Below are 18,488 nucleotides of genomic sequence, written 5' to 3'. Positions count from 1 at the left end.
TCCTCCCTGTGATACTCAGTCAGTTTGCAAATCCCGTTATCCTCGGGATCGTCATGGATAGTGCGGGGATGTAGGTGATCAGAAAGATCACGATGATTTCGACCGCCAGAAACGGCAGGATCGCCTTGGCGATCGTCTCGACCCGCTCCCGCGACACGGCGGCGGCCACGAACAGCACCAGCCCCATGGGGGGCGTTGCAAGGCCGACGGTCAGATTGACGCTCATGATGATGGCGAAATGGATCGGGTCTACGCCGAGGCCAGTGAAAATGGGACCAAGGATCGGGCCAAGGATGATGATCGCGGGGCCTGCGTCCAGAAACATACCGACGATAAACAACAACAGGTTGATCAGAAACAACAGGATCAGCGGATTTTCCGACAGGCTGAGGATCAACGAGGCCAATTGTTCCGGGGCATGGCTCAGGCTGACCACGGTCTTGAACGCCATTGCTGCGCCAACCAGCAGCAGCACCACAGCCGACGTCATACCTGCATTGCTCAGAACATCCGGAATTTCCCTCAGGGTCAGTGTACGCAGAACGAAAAATCCGATGATAAAGGCGTAGCCCACAGCAACAGCGGCGGCCTCGGTCGGAGTAAAGATGCCCCCCAGAATGCCGCCCAGAATGATCACGGGCGTCATCAGCGGGAAGAACGCCTTGAGGCTGGCTTTGCGCCGCTCATCCCATGTGTATTTCCGGCTGGCGACGGGAAAATCGTACTTGTCGGCCATGAACTTGATCATCACCATCAGGCCGACACCCACCATGATCCCGGGCACGATCCCCGCAAGGAACAAGGCGGCCACACTTTCGCCCATGACATAGGCATAGATGATCATGATGCCCGAGGGCGGGATGATTGGCCCGATCACCGAACTCGCGGCCGTAATGGCGGCGGCGAATTTTCGGGTGTATCCCTGTTTTTCCATCGCCGGGATCAGCATCGAACCCAGGGCGGATGTATCAGCCACCGCTGATCCTGAAAGGCCCGCGAACAGGATCGAGCTCAGAACGTTTACATGCGCCAGCCCGCCGCGCAGATGGCCCATCAGCGCCTGGCTGAATTCGACAAGGCGGATGGTGATGCCGCCGCGGTTCATCATTTCACCGGCCAGCATGAAGAACGGGATCGCCATCAGCGGGAAACTGTCCATGCCGTTGTAGACATTACGATAAAGCAGGGTGATGTCGTTCGTCTGTCCGTTCAGCCACAGCAAGATGCCGGGTGCCGCCAGAAGCGCGAAAAAGACCGGCAGGCCAATCAGCAGGAAAATCAGGAACGTAGGCAGGAACCAGATCAGCATCTATTCGGCCCCCACGGCTGCGTCGGGAATGTCCGGCAAAAGATGCGCGCCGCCAAGCAAGGTGACCACGGAACGCAGGATAAGCTCGATATTGACCGAGATCAGCAGAATGATGCCCACCAGCAGCGAAGCCATCATCCAGCTGCGCGGAATGCGATACCACTCGTCAAACCCAAGCGATGTCGGCAGGTACAGGGCGGCGGTGGCGAACCTGCCGCCAAAGCCCGTGACCTCGGACCAGCCGATATTGACCGCAACCAAAAGCACGGCCAGCGAGATCAGCAGGAGGAACAGATTGAGCGACAGGCCGAGCATACGCGGCAGAAACCGTTGCAGCATGTCGATAGCTACAAAACCGCCGCGCCGAAAGGCCGTCGGTGCCATCAACCCGGTCATCCACAACATGCAGAACCGCGCGGCCTCATCCGGCCAAGGCAGGGCGTTGCCCAGAACGTATCGGAAGAACACCTGAATCAGGATTGCGATGACCATGAATGCAATCGCAACAACGCCAACCGCGCGGCCCAGACGCAGCACGGTTTCGTTTACAAATGCAATCGGCGCAAGCACCGATGCCAGTCCGCCCATGCGGATCCTCCCTTGTTCAGCCGCAGGTGTGTCCCGCGGTCGTCAGATCGCGCTTAGTGCTGCGCGAATTGGCCCATTTTCCCGGCATAGAACGTCAGCGCGTCGCCGTCGCTCATGCTGGCCTTCAGGACTTTGCCCACCACGATCACGTGATCGCCCGCGTCGTGATAGGCATGTTGTTCGCATTCAAACCGTGCCAGACAATCCGACAGCAGCGGGGTGCCGTTTGCACAGCGCTCGTGCCGGATGTCGCGCAGGGCATGGGCATCTTTCGAGCAGCCAAAACACAGCTCAGCCTGCGCAGACGATAACACATGCACCGTGAAATGCGGTGCCGCGCGAAAATAGGGGAACCGGCGCGAGTTGCGGTCGCCGGCCCACATGATCAGTGGCGGGTCCAGCGACAGCGACGAAAAGCTGTTGGCTGTGATGCAGATCGGGCCATCACCGCTGTCGCATGTCACGATGGTAACGCCGGTTGCAAACCGACCAAAAGCATCCCGCAGGGTCCGGGTGTCGTCCTTATGTGGCACAAAGGTGTGGGTCATGTTTCTTGAGATTGCGTTCATCATGCTACCTCATGCCCCAGCGCCGCCTCGTACAGGCGGAACCAGGTTTCGCGATCAATTGTGACTTTCAGCGCGTCCGAGATGCGTTTGATACGGTTCAGGTTGTTGGTGCCCAGAACCGGCAGAATGCCCGCCGGATGAGCCAGCAGGAAGGCGACGGCCACAGCGGCCCGGTCTACACCGAACTCCTCCGCGATTTCATCAGCAACAACCCCGACGGGCGGGTTTCCGGCCATCAGCAGCCCACCCCCCAGCGGCGACCACGCCATAAGGTGGTGCCCATGCTGCTGGTGAAACGCCAGATCGCCATTGGTGAAAGGGGCGATCGCGCCCAGTGAGATCTCGATCTGGTTGGTGACCAGCCGGGTTTTCATCGCCGATTGCAGCAGGGTCCAGTCCCACGGGCGGAAGTTCGAAACACCAACCGCGCCCACCTTGCCACTGGCGACAGCCTCATCCAGCGCAGCCCCGGTTTCGTGGTGGTCCATGAACGGATCAGGACGGTGGATCAGCAGCAGATCGATGTGGTCGATGGCCATTTCCGACAGGGACATGTCGATGGATTTCAGGATATGCGCGCGTGAGGTGTCATAGTATTTGACCTTCGCATCGGAATGCCGCCCCACAGGTGCGACGATGTCACATTTGGTGACGATCTCCATCTTCTGGCGCAGGCCGGGATTGGCGCGCAAGGCGTTGCCCAGAACGGCTTCGGCCGCGTAACCGCCATAAATATCGGCCTGATCGAAGGTGGTGATGCCCTGATCAAGACAGGCCTGAATCTTGGCCTCGACATGCCCTGCCGAGGTGTCGCTATCGTCACCCAGCCGCCACATGCCATAGACAAGGCGGCTCATTTCCAGCGTCGGGGATAGTTTCACGCGTTGCATCAGCGGCGCACTCCGTTGCCCAGCGGTGTGGCCGGGGGTGTCTTGGGCACACGCCCGTAGGCTTCGGGAAGCGAGCAGGTTTTCAGATGCGGCATCACACGAGCACCGAAATGCATGGCCTCATCCATGTGCGGATAGCCTGAGAAGATGAACGCGCGAATGCCCATCTTCCGGTAATCTTCGATCTTTGACATGACCTGATCGGTTGATCCAACCAGTGCCGCACCACAGCCCGAGCGGGCGCGGCCGACGCCGGTCCACAGACCGGGTTCCACATACCCGTACTTATCCGCCAGATCACGATTCCTGGCCTGATGCGCTACGCCAAGCGACGTTGCATCCAACGCCCGTTCGCGGATCGCGCGGCCATAGTCGTCATCCAGTTTTGAAACGATGTAATCCGCGTATTCCTGCGCCTCGGCTTCGGTATCGCGAACGATCATGTGAACCCGCAAGCCATAGTCGAGCGTACGGTCATAATTTTCGGCCACTGCATGAACAGCTTTCATCCGCTCGGCCAGTTGATCCTTGGTTTCCGGCCACATCAGGTACACATCGCAATGCTCGCCGCACAGCTCCAGCGCCGAGGGCGAATAACCGCCGAAATACAGCAGCGGCCCGCCAGTCTGATAGGGTCGCGCCGGGTCGGTTGTCAGACCTGTAAAGTTGTAGACCTCGCCCGCATGGTTGATTTCCTCCTGCGTCCAGGCCTGTTTCAGGATCTCGACCACTTCGCGCGACCGTTGATAACGATAGGCACTGTCGGCCTTTTCGCCGGGAAAATCGGATGAAATGATGTTGACGGTCAGCCGCCCCTTCAACATGTGATCCAAAGTCGCGATCGTGCGGGCCAGCATGATCGGCTGCATCTCGCCGCAGCGCACAGCGGCCAACAGGTTGATCTTCTGCGTGATCGGCGCGCAACCGGCGACAAAGCTCAGCGTGTCCTGCCCAACCTGATACGATGACGGGCACAGGATGTTGCGGAACCCCTGCGCCTCGGCCTCCTTCACGATGGCCGAGCAATGCTCCCAGCTGGACCGCAGATCACCATCAGGCACACCCAGGAACTGATAATCGTCCGAACATAAGGCGGCGAACCACGAAACCTCGGCCGCATCCAGATCAGGGGATGTGATGGGGACGATGGTCATTTGATTCACGCTCCGTGCATCTTTTACTTTCCTCTTGCGTAGCAATCACATTGATGTAGATCAATAGTGTATCAATTTTTCCTGCGACCGAATGAAGCGCCTGAAATGCCCCCCAACACCCGAAACCCCAATGCCCTGCCTATCTACGTTCAGATTGCCGAGCTGCTGATCCGCGATGTCGCTGCGGGCCGCTTGATCGATGGTGAGCGTCTGCCCCCGGAACGCGATATGGCGGCCGAGCTGAACGTGTCGGTCGGCACGCTGCGAAAATCTCTCGCAGAGCTTGAGAAAAAAGGCATGTTGGAGCGTATTCAGGGGTCAGGAAATTACATCCGCGAGACCGGAACTCAGAACAGCGTCTACGCGATGTTCCGGCTGGAATTGCCCCAAGGGGGCGGGTTGCCGCGTGCGGATATCCTGTCCGTCGATCATCTGAAGAAACCTTCCGATCTGCCGGATTTTGGCACCTCGGACTCCGGATCGCGCGTACGTCGGATGCGCTATCTGAATGACACAATCATCGCGGTCGAGGAAATCTGGCTGGACGAATCAGCCGGCCTGATCAAGCGAAGCCTGCTGTCGGACTCGCTCTACCGCTATTATCAGCACCAGCTGGGTTTCTGGATATCACGGGCCGAAGATCGCGTATCGATTGGCCAGTTGCCCGATTGGACGCCCGCGGTGTTCACCAAAGCCGCCGGTGAAACGGTGGGTTATATCGAACGGTTCAGCTGGTCGGACAAGGCCGAACCTGTCGAATTTTCAAAGACCTGGTTCGACCCGGACCGGGCCACCTATGTCCAACGTCTGAAGTAAAAGGAAACGCGCATGACCCGGACCATCAATTACGGGCTGATCGGATGTGGCATGATGGGGCAGGAACACCTGCACAATATCGCCTTGCTGGTCGGCACGCGTGTCGCGGCGATATTCGAGCCCGATCCCGGGATGGCAAAAGCCGCGCAGGCGATTGCGCCGGGTTCGGTTATGGTACAATCGGTGCAAGAGGTGTTGGATATCGAAGACCTGGACTGCCTTGTCATCGCCAGCCCAAACCATCTGCATGTCGATCAGGTCTGTGAAATCGCGCAAACGCGCCCCTTGCCGCTATTGGTGGAAAAGCCCCTGTTCACCAACCCCCAGGACGCCGCAAGGCTAGAGAAGGTTCAGCGCGACTATCCACACCCGATCTGGGTTGCGATGGAATACCGCTATATGCCGCCCATCGCGACCCTGATCGACAAGATCGGGGACACAGGCGGGGTCAGGATGCTGTCGATCCGGGAACATCGCTTTCCGTTTCTGCCGAAAGTCGGCGACTGGAACCGGTTCAACCGCAACACCGGCGGCACCTTTGTCGAGAAATGTTGCCACTTCTTCGATCTGATGCGGCTGATCCTGCAATCCGACCCGGTGCGGATCGCCGCAAGCGGCGGACAGGCGGTGAACCATCTGGACGAAACCTACGAGGGCGAAACGCCTGACATACTGGATCACGGCTATGTTCTGGTCGATTTCGCCAATGGCGCGCGCGCGATGCTCGAGCTGTGCATGTTTGCCGAAGGCACCCGCTATCAGGAGGAGATTTCGGCCATCGGGCCCAACGCCAAGGTCGAGGCTCTGGTGCCGGGGCCGGGACGGTTCTGGCCCGACCATCTGGGAACGCCGCCCGTGCCGCAGGTCATCGTCAGCCCGCGGGACCCCAAGGGGCCAATATCGCAGGATATCCCTGTCGATCCCCGCTTGCTGGCTGCCGGTGATCACAACGGCTCGACCTATTATCAGCACAGGGGGTTCCTGGATCTGGTGCGCGGGCACAAGGCCGAACCGGATGTAACAGTGCAAGACGGTCTGTGGGCGGTGCGAATGGGATTGGCAGCACAGCAGGCCCTGCAAACCGGTGAAACGGTTCACCTAAAGCACCCTTAGACTCACCCCAGGCAAGTTCAGTGTAGACAGGTCTGCGGCGACAAATGTGTCGCTTGCGGGCCAATCTGTCGTAAATCAGCTAGTGAAGCGGGGCGCAGTAGGGGAAAAAACTGTATGACCTGTCAGTGTATTCCCACCCGCCTTGATCGCCGTGCGACCGGCTGTGATCTGGTCACGACGCGCCGGTAACCGCCCTGCGGGGCCGTTCTGCCTGCCTGCTTTCAGACGACAACGGAATACCTCATGACAACCGCTCTGCGCCTCGCCATCGATATTGGCGGCACTTTTACCGACACGGTCCTCGTCTCGGGTGATGAGACGATACTAGCCTCCACCAAAACCCTGACCACGCACCAGAACCCGGCAGAAGGCGCACTGGAAGGTGCGCGGCGCGTCATGGCGCAGACTGGCCGGTCGCTGAAGGATGTCACCGGATTCATTCACGGAACAACTCTGGCAACCAACGCGCTGATCGAGCGGCGCGGGGCGGTCGTGACCACGGTCTGCACCGAAGGGTTCCGCGATATTCTCGATATCGGGTACGAGCGTCGGTATTCCCAATACGACATCAACCTTGAAAAGCCGGACATGCTGGTGCCGCGCGAACGCTCGTTGACCATAGGCGAACGCATGTCGGCAGAAGGCAAGGTGCTGATTGAACTGGATGAAGGGAAAGTAGACCGGTTGCTGGCCGAGATTGACGCCAGCGGGGTCGAGGCGGTGGCCATCTGCCTGATGCACTCTTACGCCAACCCGACCCACGAACGGCGCTTGCGCGATCTTCTGGCGCGACACCGCCCCGGCTTGACCGTCTCGATCTCGTCCGATGTCAGCCCCGAAGCGCGTGAATTTGACCGGCTCTGCACCACTGTGGCCAACGCCTATATTCAACCGTTGATGGAAAACTATCTGACCCGGTTTGTGGATCAGTTCACGGCCGAGGGCGTAACCTGTCCGATCCTGATGATGACGGCAGGCGGCGGTATGTGCACGATCGGCACCGCCACGCGTTTCCCCGTTCGTCTGGTGGAATCCGGCCCCGCCGGAGGGGCCATTCTGGCCGCCCGCATCGCCGCGCGTGCCGGGTTGGACCAAGTCCTGTCCTTTGACGTCGGTGGCACAACCGCCAAGCTCTGCCTGATCGACAAGGCGCGACCCCAGACATCGCGCTCATTCGAAATCGCCCGCGCAGCGCGGTTCATCAAGGGGTCGGGAATGCCGGTGCGCATTCCGGTGATCGAGATGATTGAAATCGGTGCTGGCGGCGGTTCGATCGCGGGTGTTGACCGTCTCGGGCGTCTGACGGTCGGGCCAAAATCGGCAGGCTCAGAGCCCGGGCCGGTCGCTTTCATGCGCGGCGGCGTCGATCCGACCGTGACCGACAGCGACATCACTCTGGGCTATATCGTGCCCGACACCTTTGCCGAGGGGCATATCCAGCTTGACCCCGATGGGGCAAAGGCCGCCCTGAGCCGTGTGATCGGGGACAAACTGGGGCTGGATGCGACAGGTGCGGCAGATGGGGTCAGCCGCATCGTTGTCGAAAGCATGGCCAGCGCCGGGCGGATGCATGCGGTCGAAAGCGGCAAGGACCTTGACCCGCGCACCATGATTGCCTTTGGTGGCAACGGGCCGCTGCATGCCACCCGCGTCGCCCGGTCCGCCGGGGTGTCGCGTATCGTGATCCCGCCCAATCCCGGTGTCGGTTCGGCGGTTGGGTTCCTGTTTGCCCCGGTATCCTTCGAAATCGTCCGCTCGCGCTATTCTCTGCTCGACAGCATGGACATGGACGGGGTGAACGCCCTGTTCGATACGATGATTGCCGAAGCAAAAGAGGTCGTCGCCCAAGGGGCAGGGGATGCACCCACCGAAACCCTGCGCACCGCCTTTATGCGCTATAGCGGGCAAGGGCATGAGGTCGAGATTACCTTGCCGGACCGCGCCCTCACACGCCGGGATATCGCCCCGCTGACGGCCGCATTCGAAGAGGAATACCGCAAACAATTCTCACGCCCTGTGCCGGGGATGAAGATCGAGGTTCTCAACTGGGCCGTTCGCGTTGCCACCCCGGACAAAGCGGTGCCCACAGTGTCGGAAACGCCGGGCAAAACCGCATTTCAGGTCACGCAGACGCGCCCCATCACCTGTGATCTGGATGGCACGGTAAAACAGGCCGCCTTTCTCGCCCGCGCCGATATGCGCCCCGGTGACCATGTGGCAGGCCCCGCGCTGATCCATGAACCACAAACAACCACACTCGTTTCCGCCGATTTCTCGGCCCAGATGGACGCAATCGGCAACCTTGTCCTGATACAGGACCAGAAAGGAGGCGCATGATGACCGCTGATCTGTCCCCCGCCCGCCTGCAAGTGATGTGGAACCGTCTGCTGGCTGTGGTCGAAGAACAGGGCCAGACCCTGATCCGCGCAGCTTTTTCGCCCATCGTGCGTGAATGCGGTGACATTTCCGCCGGGATATTCGACGTGAATGGCCGGATGCTGGCGCAGGCCGTGACCGGAACACCTGGCCATATCAACACCATGGCCGAGGCCGTGCTGCACCTGCGCGCCCGTTTCGCGGTGCAGGACATGCGCCCCGGCGACATCTACATGACAAACGACCCGTGGCTGGCCTCGGGGCATCTGAACGACTTCCTGTTGATGATGCCCGCGTTCAAGGACGGCAAGGTGGTGGGCTTTACCTCCTGCACCTCGCATCTGGTGGATCTGGGCGGTCTGGGTATGGGACCTGAAGGCTCGGACATCTATGACGAAGGCCTGCTGATCCCGCCTTGCAAACTGGTCGAGGCCGGAACGCCCAATGCGCTGCTGATGGATATCATCCGCGCCAACTCGCGCGAGCCTGTGGCCAATGAGGGCGACATCTACGCCCTGATCGCCTGTTGCGAGGCCGGGGTGAACCGCCTTGTTGCGATGATGGAGGAGTTCGGGATCGATGATCTGGACAGGCTTGGCACCTATATCATCGACACCTCGCGCAAAGGCGCGTTGCAGGCCATCGCCGAGGTGCCCGAAGGCGTTTACAAAAACGTGCTGCACATGGACGGCTATGAGGCCGAGCTGGAGCTGCACGCGACGCTCACCGTCACCAAAGACGGGATGCATGTTGATTTCACGGGCACGTCCGGGTGTTCGAAAAAGGGCATCAACGTGCCTTTGAACTATGCCACCGCCTATACGGTCTTTGCCCTGCGTTGCATCGTCGGGCCGGATATCCCGAACAACGCAGGCTCGTTGGAACCTTTCACGGTGGAAGGCCCCAAGGGTTGCATCCTGAACGCCCAGCATCCGGTGCCAGTGGCCATGCGGCATACGCTGGGACAGGTCACACCGGATCTGGTTCTGGGCTGCCTGCATCAGGCGCTGCCCGAACAGGTGCCTGCCGAAGGGGCCTCGTGCATGTTCGACCTGCCAATGCGCCACGCTCCCGAAGTGGCGTCGAATGGCGGGCGCGAATTTGCCATCGAACCCGTTCACAATGGCGGCACCGGGGCGCGACCCCACGCGGATGGCCTGTCCGCGACAGCCTACCCTTCGGGGGTGTTCGGCTCGCAGGTCGAGATAACCGAAAGTGTCGCACCCGTGATCATGTGGCGACGCGAATTGTTGCCCGACTCGGGCGGCGCGGGCCAGTTCAGGGGCGGATTGGGTCAGCGGATCGAGATGACGTCCGCGAACGATGCCCCCTTCATCGTCTTCCTGTCGGTTGAACGACTGAAATTCCCCGCTCTGGGTCGCATGGGCGGCCTGCCCGGCGCACCGGGGCGTATCCGGTTCCGCGATGGCGGCGCAGACATTCCGGGCAAGGGCGAGCTGCGCGTGGAAAGCGGCGATTACCTGATCTTCGACACCCCCGGCGGCGGCGGCTTTGGCAATCCGGCCGCGCGCGACCCCAAGGCGCTGGCGCTGGACCTCAGGCGCGGGCTGGTCACGGAAGAAGGGGCCAAAGCCTATGGGGGTGCCTCATGATCCGCGCAGTTGGTCACATTCGTGCCATGGCGGCCTATGCGCTGGCCGATCTGGGCGCGCCGGACACTGTATCTCTGGCCCAGAATGAAAGCGCCTTTCCGGTCAGCCCTGCCGCAACTGCGGCGGGCCAGGCGGCATTGCACCGGATGCCGCTTTATCCCGATCCCGACTGGTCGGACCTGCGCGCGGCCATCGCTCAGGCGCACGGGGTGCCAGCCGACAACATCCTGTGCGGTGCCGGATCGATGGAGTTGATCGGCTGCCTGATCCGCGCTTATTCAGGGCCGGGCGACCATGTATTGGGCACGGATTACGGCTATGCCTATGTGGCCTCAGCCACGGCGCAGGTGCGGGCAGATTATGTGAAAGCGCGCGAGGTTGATCTGACCGTCTCGGTCGATGACATTCTGGCCGCTGTCACGCCTGAAACCCGGATCGTCTTTGTCTGCAACCCCGGCAACCCGACCGGCACCCTGATCCCGAATACCGAGATCATCCGCCTGCGCGGCACCCTGCCCGGGAACGTGCTGCTGGTGGTCGATCAGGCCTATGCCGAATTCGCCGACCGCGATCACGACCCGGCTGAAATCTTTGCCCTCATCACACGTGGGGATACCGTGGTCATACGCACCTTCTCAAAGGCTTACGGTCTGGCGGGCGCGCGCGTGGGTTGGGGTCTTTTCCCGTCAGAGGTCGCGATTGAGCTGCGAAAGCTGCTCAACCCCAACAACGTATCGACCCTCTCTCAGGCCATGGCAACGGCAGCGATGCAGGATCAGCCCCACATGCGCGACACGGTTGCCAGAACCGCCGCCATCCGGGATGGCTTTGCCGATGGGTGCCGGGCGCTGGGATTATCTGTTCCGCGCAGCCACACCAATTTTGTCCTGATCCGCTTTGCCGATGCCGCGACGGCGCAAAAAGCGGATGCCGCGTTGCGCAAAGCGGGTTTGCTCATGCGCGGAATGGGCGGCTATGGCCTCGCGGATTGCCTGCGCGCCACGATCTGCGACACGGCAGTGATGGAGCGCTGCCTGACTGTTCTGAAAGAGGTGACGTCATGACCTTTGAAACCCGGACACGGGCCAAAATCGGGGTGCTGGTGCCCTTTACCAACACCAATCTCGAAGCTGACATGATGCTGATGCGCTGCCCGGACACGACGGTGCATTTTCAGCGAATGGGTGGCTATGACGTGGATGAGATCCCCGGATCGGATCAGATGGCGGGTCTGGGGGCCTCGGATATCAGCCACGACCTCAAGATGATCTCGGGCGTTCGGCCCGATGTGGTGCTCTATGGCTGTACCTCGGCCACGTTGACCCATGGCCCGTCCTTTGACCACCAGCTGGCGCAGGACATCAGGGCCGCGTCGGGGGCCGTGTGTATTACCGCCGCTGGGGCGCTTGTTGCTGCGATCCATGCGCTTGGCGTGTCCAGGGTCGGTTTTTCCTCACCCTATCTGGGCGAGATCAACACGCAGGCCATGGATTTTCTGACGCAGAACCGGATCGCAACGGTAAAATGCGCCGATATCGGCCGAGAACTGGGCAATTACGGGCAGGGCGAACTGACCCCGGACGAGGTTTTCGACCTTGCCATGCAGGCCGACCACCCAAAGGCCGAGGCCATCATACTCAGCTGCACCGACATGCGCGCAGTCGAGGCCATAGACCGGATCGAAGCGGCGCTTGATAAACCTGTTGTGACGTCCAATCAGGCCATGATGTTTGCCCTGATGCGGGCGCTTGACCTGCCAAGGCACGGGACTGTTCCGGGGCGGTTGTTTGATCTGCTATAGCCGTGGGTCAGGCAAAAGCATGGAAACCGCCCCGGTCGGCTGCCCGCATCAAAGGCGGGTGCGCACCGGGATATGGGGCGGGTATTCCAGCCCACTCAACGCGCCGTGTCGCAGACGTGACTGTATTTACGTCGCAAAAGAACAAGATACCGCGCCCTCTACGCCATAGTCGGAATAAGGGCCGATCGGGATTGAAGCACATGTTGAACCAGCCGCACAGTCACGGGAAATTTGGCCTGCCCCGCGGGGAAACCATCTTGGGCTTGTCTGAAACATCAAACGTTCACAAAATACAAAGGTGCCGCTTTTCATGAGCCAAATTTCGGAAAGCCTGCTGAACCGGATCCGCAACCGTTTTGCCCAGATCGATCACTGCCCCGAACAGGGCGAGCGGATATTTTTCGAAAACGCCGGTGGGGCTTTGACACTGAAATCCGTGCTGGACAGCTCGGCACGTCACGCCGCAATCCCCGACAATCAGGGGCGCGACAATCCGGGGTCTCATGCTCTGGTTGCCACGATCAACGCGGCCAAGGCCGATATGCGGGATTTCATGAATGCACCCGGTGGTCAGTTCTTTGTCGGTGAAAGCGGCACCGAACTTCTGTTCCGGCTGATCATGAACGCCTGTCTGGGAACCGGTCCGGGGGTTGTGCTGGGGTCGACACTGGAACACCCCGCCACACGGTCAGCCTCTGATCGTTGGGCCCGTATTGCCGGGCAGGCCCATGTGCTGGTGCCCCATGATGACGACACCGGCACCGTAACAGCCGGGGCCTATGCCGCAGCTGTTACCCCCAACACCAAAGTGGCGACAATCCTGCACACCTCACCCGTGACGGGCATGGGCGTCGATGTGGCCGCTGTTTCGCAGGCTATTCGCGCCGTGGCGCCAGACTGTTTCATCATTGTCGATGGCATCCAGCACGCCGCCCATGGCCAGATTGACCTGAGCGCGTATGACGTCGACGGCTACGTGATCTCGCCCTACAAGGTGTTTTCGCGTCATGGCTACGGTGTGGCGTGGATTTCCGACCGGCTGACCCGACTTGAACACAATGCCCTTTTGGACGGCCCGGCAGATAACTGGGAAATGGGCACGCGCGACACCGGGGCTTATGCGACCATGTCCGACGTTGTGTCTTATTTCGAATGGCTTGGCAGTCAGGTCAGCGACGCCACCGACCGGCGTGCCAGATTTCTGGCAGCGGGCGAAGCCATCCACGCGCAGGAAAAGGCGCTGACCGACGCGATGATCCACGGCACCGGCAACCTGAGCGGTCTGGCCGAGATGGAGAAGGTCACCATTCTGGGCGGTGCCGACAACCCCGCACGCGAAGGGCTGGTGTCGCTTCGCGTTCAGGGTGTGGCCTCGGCAGATGTCGTCAAACGGCTGAACGATGAAAGTATTCGCACCCATTTGCGCAAAGCCGACCATTACTCTGGCAACATATTGACACCGCTGGGTTATGACGCCTGCGTCCGGGTCTCGATGTGCCACTACAACTCAATCGGCGAAATCGCCAGATTTCTGGCTGTCATGAAAGAAATCGCCACCTGAGCTACGGCGGACCAAGGGACATGCACTCATGAAAACTCATGCACAAGCTGTCGTGATCGGAGGGGGCCTTGCGGGCTGTTCGATCCTGTACCATCTGGCCAAGCTTGGCTGGACCGACGTTGTCCTGCTGGAACGGAATGAGTTGACCTCCGGCTCGACCTGGCACGCAGCGGCGAATATCCACGGGTTGCACGACAACAACAACATCACCCGTATCCAGCATTATACGATGAATCTGTATAAACAGCTGGAACAGGAAACCGGCCAAAGCTGCGGCGTATTCCAGCCCGGCTCGCTCTATCTGGCCCAGACCGAAGAGCGTGAGCAGCAGTTGCGCCTGCAAGAGGCGAAAGCCCGGTTTTATGGTCTGAACTTCTACGAAGTCAGCCGTGAAGAAGCCAAGGAACTGCACCCGCTGGCGCAGTTCGATGACATCCGCTGCATCATGTATGAACCCGATGGCGGCAATGTCGACCCGTCGGGCGTGCCGCACGCCTATGCCGCCGGGGCCCGCGCCATGGGGGCCACCATCGAACGGTTCTGCCCGGTGACGGGAACCGAACAACAACCCGACGGCAGCTGGATCGTGCGCACGCCCAAAGGCGACATTCACACGCAATGGGTTGTCAACGCCGCCGGTCTCTGGGGCCGCGAGGTAGCGGCGCTGGCGGGTCTGACCCTGCCGCTGCAACCGACCGAGCATCAGTATTTCGTGACCGAAAGCATCGACGAGGTCGCCAGTCTGGGCCGTCGTTTGCCCTCGATCGCTGACCGCGACGGCGAATATTACTTCCGGCAGGAAGGCAACGGCCTTCTGATCGGGGCCTATGAGAAAGATATGAAGTTCTGGGCCGAGGACGGCACGCCGCTCGACTTCGCGCATGATCTGTTCCCCGACGATCTGGACCGGATCATGGAAAACGTCATCCGCGCCACCGAACGCGTGCCGGTCGCGGCCACTGCCGGGGTGAAACGCGTGATCAACGGGCCGATGATCTGGTCGCCCGACGCCAACATGCTGTGGGGGCCGGTGCCCGAGCTGAAGAACTATTTCCTCTGCGGCGGTCTGATCCCCGGCTTCTCGCAATCCGGGGGCTTGGGTCTGCTGGCGGCGCAATGGATGATCGAGGGCGAGCCGCAATATGACATGTTCGCCTGGGATCTGGCCCGGTTTGGCGACTGGGCCGACAAGAAATTCACCAAGGCCCGCGTTCGGGATGCCTACACCCACCGCTTCAAGATCCATTTCCCCAACGAGGAACGCAGCGCAGGCCGCCCGGCCCGTTTACGCCCCGCCTATGAGATGCAGAAGCAGATGGGCTGTGTCTTTGGCCTCAATTGCGGCTGGGAACATCCGCTCTGGTTCGCCGATGAACCCGGCACTGAAGAGACCACCGGCTTTACCCGCCAGAACTGGTGGAAGCCCGTAGGCCGTGAGGTGCAGATGCTGCGCGACAGCGTGGGCGTGATCGATATCTCGAACTTCGCCAATTACATGATCAAGGGCCCCGGTGCCCATGACTGGCTGGACCGTCTGGTGGCCAATCGGGTGCCCACCGAAGTGGGGCGCAGCTGTCTGACGCCACTGATCTCGGTTCGCGGTGGCGTGGCGGGCGATTTCACCATCACCAAGCTGGCCGAGGATGAATACATGATGATCGGGTCGGGCATGGCCGAACGCTATCATCAGCGCTTCTTTCAAATGGTGGAAATGCCCGAGGGCACCACGCTTGAGGTCGCCACCGACCGCGTCGCGGGGTTCAACGTCGCAGGCCCCAGGTCACGCGAAGCGCTGGCACGCCTGACCAATGCCGATCTGTCGAACGAGGCGTTCCGCTTCATGCGGTCGCAGAAAATCACGGTTGCTGGTGTCGAATGCGTGGCCATCCGGGTCAGCTTTACCGGCGATCTGGGCTGGGAACTGCACTGCGCCGAGGGGGATCAGGTGGCGCTCTACACCGCCCTGCTTGAGGCTGCCAAAGACTGTGGTGGCGGTCCGGTGGGCGGGCGCGCGCTGGGGGCGCTGCGGATCGAAAAGGGCTATGGCTCGTGGGGGCGCGAGTATTCTCAGGAATACTGGCCGCAAGAGGTCAGGCTGGCAGGTCTGATCAAGCTGGACAAGGATTTCCTGCACAAAGACGCCTATCTGTCCGTCAAGGACAACCCCGCGCGCGAGGTGCTGTCCGTCTTCGAACTGGATGTGACCGAAGATGCCGACGCAACCGGGGGTGAGCCGATCTTTACCCCCGACGGCGCGCCCGTGGGTCGTGTCACGTCGGGGGCGTTCGGCTATTCGGTCGGGAAATCGCTGGCGCTGGGGTTCCGCAATCCAAACAGGGCACAGCCGGGCGATGAGGTGGTCATTCAGGTCATCGGTAAACCGCACAAGGCGCGCGTACTGGCCGAGGCACCGTTTGACCCGACAGGCGCCAGACTGCGGTGTTAACGCTCAAAACCCGTCTACAGGCAGGCAAGGCCAATAAGACGCTCCTAAAGATGTCTCGTCTCGGCCCTTCAGGCGACTTCATCTTTTTCCAAATACTCCCGCCGGAGGCGTCCGAACTCACCCACCAGCGCATTGCGGGCGCCACTCTTGCGCCACCGGGTCACAAATGCGCAGGCAGTCCACCGCGCGTGCAGCGATCTGGGACACGATATCCATCAGGGTGTCGGGCTTCAGATAAAACGCAGGAACCGGGGGCAGGATGACGGCCCCCATTTCTGCCGCCGCCGTCATGTTGCGCAAATGGGCCAGCGTCAACGGTGCTTCGCGTGTCAGTAAAACCAACGGCCTGCGTTCCTTGAGCTGAACACTGGCGGCGCGCGTCAGCAGGTTATCGTCCAGCCCATGCGCAATTGCGGCAAGCGTTCGCATGGAACAGGGCGCAACGATCATGCCGGATACCGGAACCGACCCGGACGCAATGCTGGCACCGATATCGGCGCTCGGGTGATGCCGCGTCACCAGTTGCCGCAGGTTTGGCAAAGCGTCCGGGCCGCATTCCTGCGCAAGGGTCCGCATCCCGGCTGCGCTGACCACAAGATCGGTCTCGATATCCGATGACGCCAGACACCGGGCCACGGCAAGGCCCAACGCCGCGCCCGACGCACCGGATACCCCCAGAACAACACGGGTGTTTGTCATGCTCTCAGCTCCGGCATCAATCGGTTTACAAGGTCTTCCGCAAAGGCGTGATCTCCATCCGCAGTGTGCATCACCGTCCCCCATTCCCGCTGCGTTTCACTGCCCAGTTTCGTCGTGGCGTCGATGCCGATTTTTCCGGCCAGACCGGGTTCGGGCGATGCAAAATCCAGATAATCCATAGGTGTCCTGTCCAGTACCATCACATCCCGGCCCGGGTCCATGCGTGTGGCAAGCGCCCAGGCAATATCCTCCCAGTTTCGCGGGTCGATATCGGCATCGACCGCGATGATCATTTTCGTATAGCTGAATTGCGGCAGCATTCCCCACAGAGCCATCATCACGCGCCGGGCCTGCCCCGGATATCGTTTGTCGATGGCAACGATTGCCATACGATAGGAACAGGCGGCGGGCGGCAGCCAAAGATCGTGGATTTCGGGGATCTGCGCACGGATGGTCGGCAGGGCCAGGCGGTTGAACACCTCGCCAATGATCGACGGCTCGTCCGGTGGCCGCCCGGTATAGGTCGAAAGATACAGCGGCGTGTCCCGATGGGTGACAGCGCTGACCTGCATCACCGGAAAGGGTTCAGCCGGGTTGTAATAGCCGGTATGATCCCCAAAAGGCCCCTCGGGGGCGGTTTCGCTTGGTGAAACCCAACCTTCCAGAACAATCTCGGCATCTGCAGGGACCAGCAGGGGGATGGTTCTGGCCGGGATCAGATGTGGGCGCTTCTGGTTCAGGGCACCGGCAAATGTCAGCTCGGATACCGCCTCTGGCAAGGGCAAGGCCGCCGACAACAGCGTCGCGGGGTTTGCGCCCAGCACAATGGCGACGGGCATCTTTTCGGCGCACCTCGCCCAGCTTCGGTGATGCGCCGCGCCGCCGCGATGGGGCAGCCAGCGCATGATGACACGGTTCCGGTCCAGCACCTGAATGCGGTAAACCCCCGCGTTATAGCCTTGCGCCGCGTTGGGATCGCTGCCGTAGGGCCGGGTAAGGACCACGGGCCATGTGATCAGCGGCCCGACATCACCGGGCCAGTGCGTCTGGACCGGCAGCGCTGTCAGGTCCACATCCGCCCCGCTGTGGCAGACGCTTTGAACCGGGGCAGTTCTGACCAGTTTCGGCCGGGTCGACAGGGCCGCCTTCAGCATCGGCCATCTGGCCAGCGCGTCCCGCACCCCGTCCGGCGGCGTCGGGGCTCGCAGCGCGGCCAGAAAGGCGCCCAGATCGTCCAGCCCGTCGGGTGTGACACCCAGCCCGGCAGCAACCCGCTCTGCCGTTCCGAACAGGTTGACGACGACCGGGGTATCGAGCCGATCAGTGGACACGTCTGTCGGGTGGTCAAATTGCAGAACCGGTCCGCCCGCCTCAAGCACGGAGCGGTGAACAGCGGTCATCTGGTGGCGCACGGAAACCGGATCAGGGATGCGCCTGAACTGTCCGGTGTCCTCGCACCATTTCAGAAAATGCCGTAGGCTGGGATATTGCGGCAGGGTGCGAATGGGGCTGCTCCGACGGTGGTGTCCACCCTCTAGCAACGAAAGCGAGGG

General features: G+C 61.1%; 15 protein-coding genes. 8 read left to right on the top strand and 7 right to left on the bottom strand.

Features of this window, described 5'->3' with window-relative positions:
- Positions 1-19 precede the first annotated feature (19 nt).
- Genes ACR0EK_RS18855 through ACR0EK_RS18835 form a run of 5 tightly spaced genes read right to left on the bottom strand, consistent with a single transcriptional unit; the run spans position 20 to position 4,510 of the window.
- Positions 20-1,309, bottom strand: coding sequence for a TRAP transporter large permease (locus ACR0EK_RS18855; RefSeq protein WP_480477545.1), 1,290 nt, complete (start codon positions 1,307-1,309; stop codon positions 20-22).
- A complete protein-coding gene (locus ACR0EK_RS18850; protein WP_209507970.1) occupies positions 1,310-1,897 on the bottom strand; it encodes a TRAP transporter small permease in 588 nt (195 codons plus the stop codon).
- A 53-nt stretch (positions 1,898-1,950) separates the two neighbouring features.
- Positions 1,951-2,466: a flavin reductase family protein gene (locus tag ACR0EK_RS18845; RefSeq protein WP_480484813.1), complete on the bottom strand. Its 516-nt coding sequence runs from the start codon at positions 2,464-2,466 to the stop codon at positions 1,951-1,953.
- Entirely contained in the window at positions 2,466-3,356 is an 891-nt protein-coding gene (locus tag ACR0EK_RS18840; RefSeq protein WP_480539941.1) for an aldo/keto reductase, read from the bottom strand. The genes ACR0EK_RS18845 and ACR0EK_RS18840 overlap by 1 nt, the downstream gene beginning before the upstream one ends.
- Positions 3,356-4,510, bottom strand: a complete 1,155-nt coding sequence (locus ACR0EK_RS18835; protein WP_480488968.1) for an LLM class flavin-dependent oxidoreductase — start codon at positions 4,508-4,510, stop codon at positions 3,356-3,358. The genes ACR0EK_RS18840 and ACR0EK_RS18835 overlap by 1 nt, the downstream gene beginning before the upstream one ends.
- A 105-nt stretch (positions 4,511-4,615) precedes the next feature.
- On the opposite strand from ACR0EK_RS18835, the gene ACR0EK_RS18830 reads away from it, so the two are divergent.
- The 8 genes from ACR0EK_RS18830 (at position 4,616) to ACR0EK_RS18795 (ending at position 16,236) form a co-directional block, all read left to right on the top strand.
- A complete protein-coding gene (locus ACR0EK_RS18830; protein ID WP_480901014.1) occupies positions 4,616-5,326 on the top strand; it encodes a GntR family transcriptional regulator in 711 nt (236 codons plus the stop codon).
- Positions 5,327-5,338: 12 nt separating this feature from the next.
- Positions 5,339-6,439: a Gfo/Idh/MocA family protein gene (locus ACR0EK_RS18825; RefSeq protein ID WP_480901016.1), complete on the top strand. Its 1,101-nt coding sequence runs from the start codon at positions 5,339-5,341 to the stop codon at positions 6,437-6,439.
- Positions 6,440-6,682: 243 nt separating this feature from the next.
- Positions 6,683-8,776: a hydantoinase/oxoprolinase family protein gene (locus tag ACR0EK_RS18820; RefSeq protein ID WP_480968032.1), complete on the top strand. Its 2,094-nt coding sequence runs from the start codon at positions 6,683-6,685 to the stop codon at positions 8,774-8,776.
- The gene (locus ACR0EK_RS18815; protein ID WP_480901018.1) at positions 8,776-10,428 is read left to right on the top strand and encodes a hydantoinase B/oxoprolinase family protein; all 1,653 of its coding nucleotides are present in this window, start codon (positions 8,776-8,778) and stop codon (positions 10,426-10,428) included. The genes ACR0EK_RS18820 and ACR0EK_RS18815 overlap by 1 nt, the downstream gene beginning before the upstream one ends.
- Positions 10,425-11,492 (top strand): pyridoxal phosphate-dependent aminotransferase, encoded by a 1,068-nt coding sequence (locus ACR0EK_RS18810; protein WP_480901019.1) that lies wholly within the window; start codon positions 10,425-10,427, stop codon positions 11,490-11,492. The genes ACR0EK_RS18815 and ACR0EK_RS18810 overlap by 4 nt, the downstream gene beginning before the upstream one ends.
- On the top strand, positions 11,489-12,229 hold the full coding sequence (locus ACR0EK_RS18805) for a maleate cis-trans isomerase family protein (RefSeq protein WP_480901020.1): 741 nt from the start codon (positions 11,489-11,491) through the stop codon (positions 12,227-12,229). Before ACR0EK_RS18810 ends, ACR0EK_RS18805 begins: the two co-directional genes overlap by 4 nt.
- Before the next feature lie 310 nt (positions 12,230-12,539).
- Positions 12,540-13,790: an aminotransferase class V-fold PLP-dependent enzyme gene (locus ACR0EK_RS18800; RefSeq protein ID WP_480968031.1), complete on the top strand. Its 1,251-nt coding sequence runs from the start codon at positions 12,540-12,542 to the stop codon at positions 13,788-13,790.
- A 28-nt stretch (positions 13,791-13,818) separates the two neighbouring features.
- A complete protein-coding gene (locus ACR0EK_RS18795; RefSeq protein ID WP_480968030.1) occupies positions 13,819-16,236 on the top strand; it encodes a GcvT family protein in 2,418 nt (805 codons plus the stop codon).
- Positions 16,237-16,353: 117 nt separating this feature from the next.
- Here the strand turns inward: ACR0EK_RS18795 and ACR0EK_RS18790 are convergent, their stop codons facing one another.
- Positions 16,354-16,935: a UbiX family flavin prenyltransferase gene (locus ACR0EK_RS18790; RefSeq protein ID WP_480547524.1), complete on the bottom strand. Its 582-nt coding sequence runs from the start codon at positions 16,933-16,935 to the stop codon at positions 16,354-16,356.
- On the bottom strand, positions 16,932-18,440 hold the full coding sequence (locus ACR0EK_RS18785; RefSeq protein WP_480901029.1) for a UbiD family decarboxylase: 1,509 nt from the start codon (positions 18,438-18,440) through the stop codon (positions 16,932-16,934). Before ACR0EK_RS18785 ends, ACR0EK_RS18790 begins: the two co-directional genes overlap by 4 nt.
- Positions 18,441-18,488 lie beyond the last annotated feature (48 nt).

Source organism: Ruegeria sp. AE4, from assembly GCF_056542185.1.
Note: the sequence above shows the minus strand (reverse complement) of the source record. Positions and strands in the feature narration are given on the sequence as shown.

What these genes read in the sequence shown, in the direction of transcription:
- ACR0EK_RS18855 (WP_480477545.1), bottom strand. Translation starts at nt 1,309, where the DNA reads ATGCTGATCTGGTTCCTGCCTACGTTCCTGATTTTCCTGCTGATTGGC.
- ACR0EK_RS18850 (WP_209507970.1), bottom strand. Translation starts at nt 1,897, where the DNA reads ATGGGCGGACTGGCATCGGTGCTTGCGCCGATTGCATTTGTAAACGAA.
- ACR0EK_RS18845 (WP_480484813.1), bottom strand. Translation starts at nt 2,466, where the DNA reads ATGAACGCAATCTCAAGAAACATGACCCACACCTTTGTGCCACATAAG.
- ACR0EK_RS18840 (WP_480539941.1), bottom strand. Translation starts at nt 3,356, where the DNA reads ATGCAACGCGTGAAACTATCCCCGACGCTGGAAATGAGCCGCCTTGTC.
- ACR0EK_RS18835 (WP_480488968.1), bottom strand. Translation starts at nt 4,510, where the DNA reads ATGACCATCGTCCCCATCACATCCCCTGATCTGGATGCGGCCGAGGTT.
- ACR0EK_RS18830 (WP_480901014.1), top strand. Translation starts at nt 4,616, where the DNA reads ATGCCCCCCAACACCCGAAACCCCAATGCCCTGCCTATCTACGTTCAG.
- ACR0EK_RS18825 (WP_480901016.1), top strand. Translation starts at nt 5,339, where the DNA reads ATGACCCGGACCATCAATTACGGGCTGATCGGATGTGGCATGATGGGG.
- ACR0EK_RS18820 (WP_480968032.1), top strand. Translation starts at nt 6,683, where the DNA reads ATGACAACCGCTCTGCGCCTCGCCATCGATATTGGCGGCACTTTTACC.
- ACR0EK_RS18815 (WP_480901018.1), top strand. Translation starts at nt 8,776, where the DNA reads ATGACCGCTGATCTGTCCCCCGCCCGCCTGCAAGTGATGTGGAACCGT.
- ACR0EK_RS18810 (WP_480901019.1), top strand. Translation starts at nt 10,425, where the DNA reads ATGATCCGCGCAGTTGGTCACATTCGTGCCATGGCGGCCTATGCGCTG.
- ACR0EK_RS18805 (WP_480901020.1), top strand. Translation starts at nt 11,489, where the DNA reads ATGACCTTTGAAACCCGGACACGGGCCAAAATCGGGGTGCTGGTGCCC.
- ACR0EK_RS18800 (WP_480968031.1), top strand. Translation starts at nt 12,540, where the DNA reads ATGAGCCAAATTTCGGAAAGCCTGCTGAACCGGATCCGCAACCGTTTT.
- ACR0EK_RS18795 (WP_480968030.1), top strand. Translation starts at nt 13,819, where the DNA reads ATGAAAACTCATGCACAAGCTGTCGTGATCGGAGGGGGCCTTGCGGGC.
- ACR0EK_RS18790 (WP_480547524.1), bottom strand. Translation starts at nt 16,935, where the DNA reads ATGACAAACACCCGTGTTGTTCTGGGGGTATCCGGTGCGTCGGGCGCG.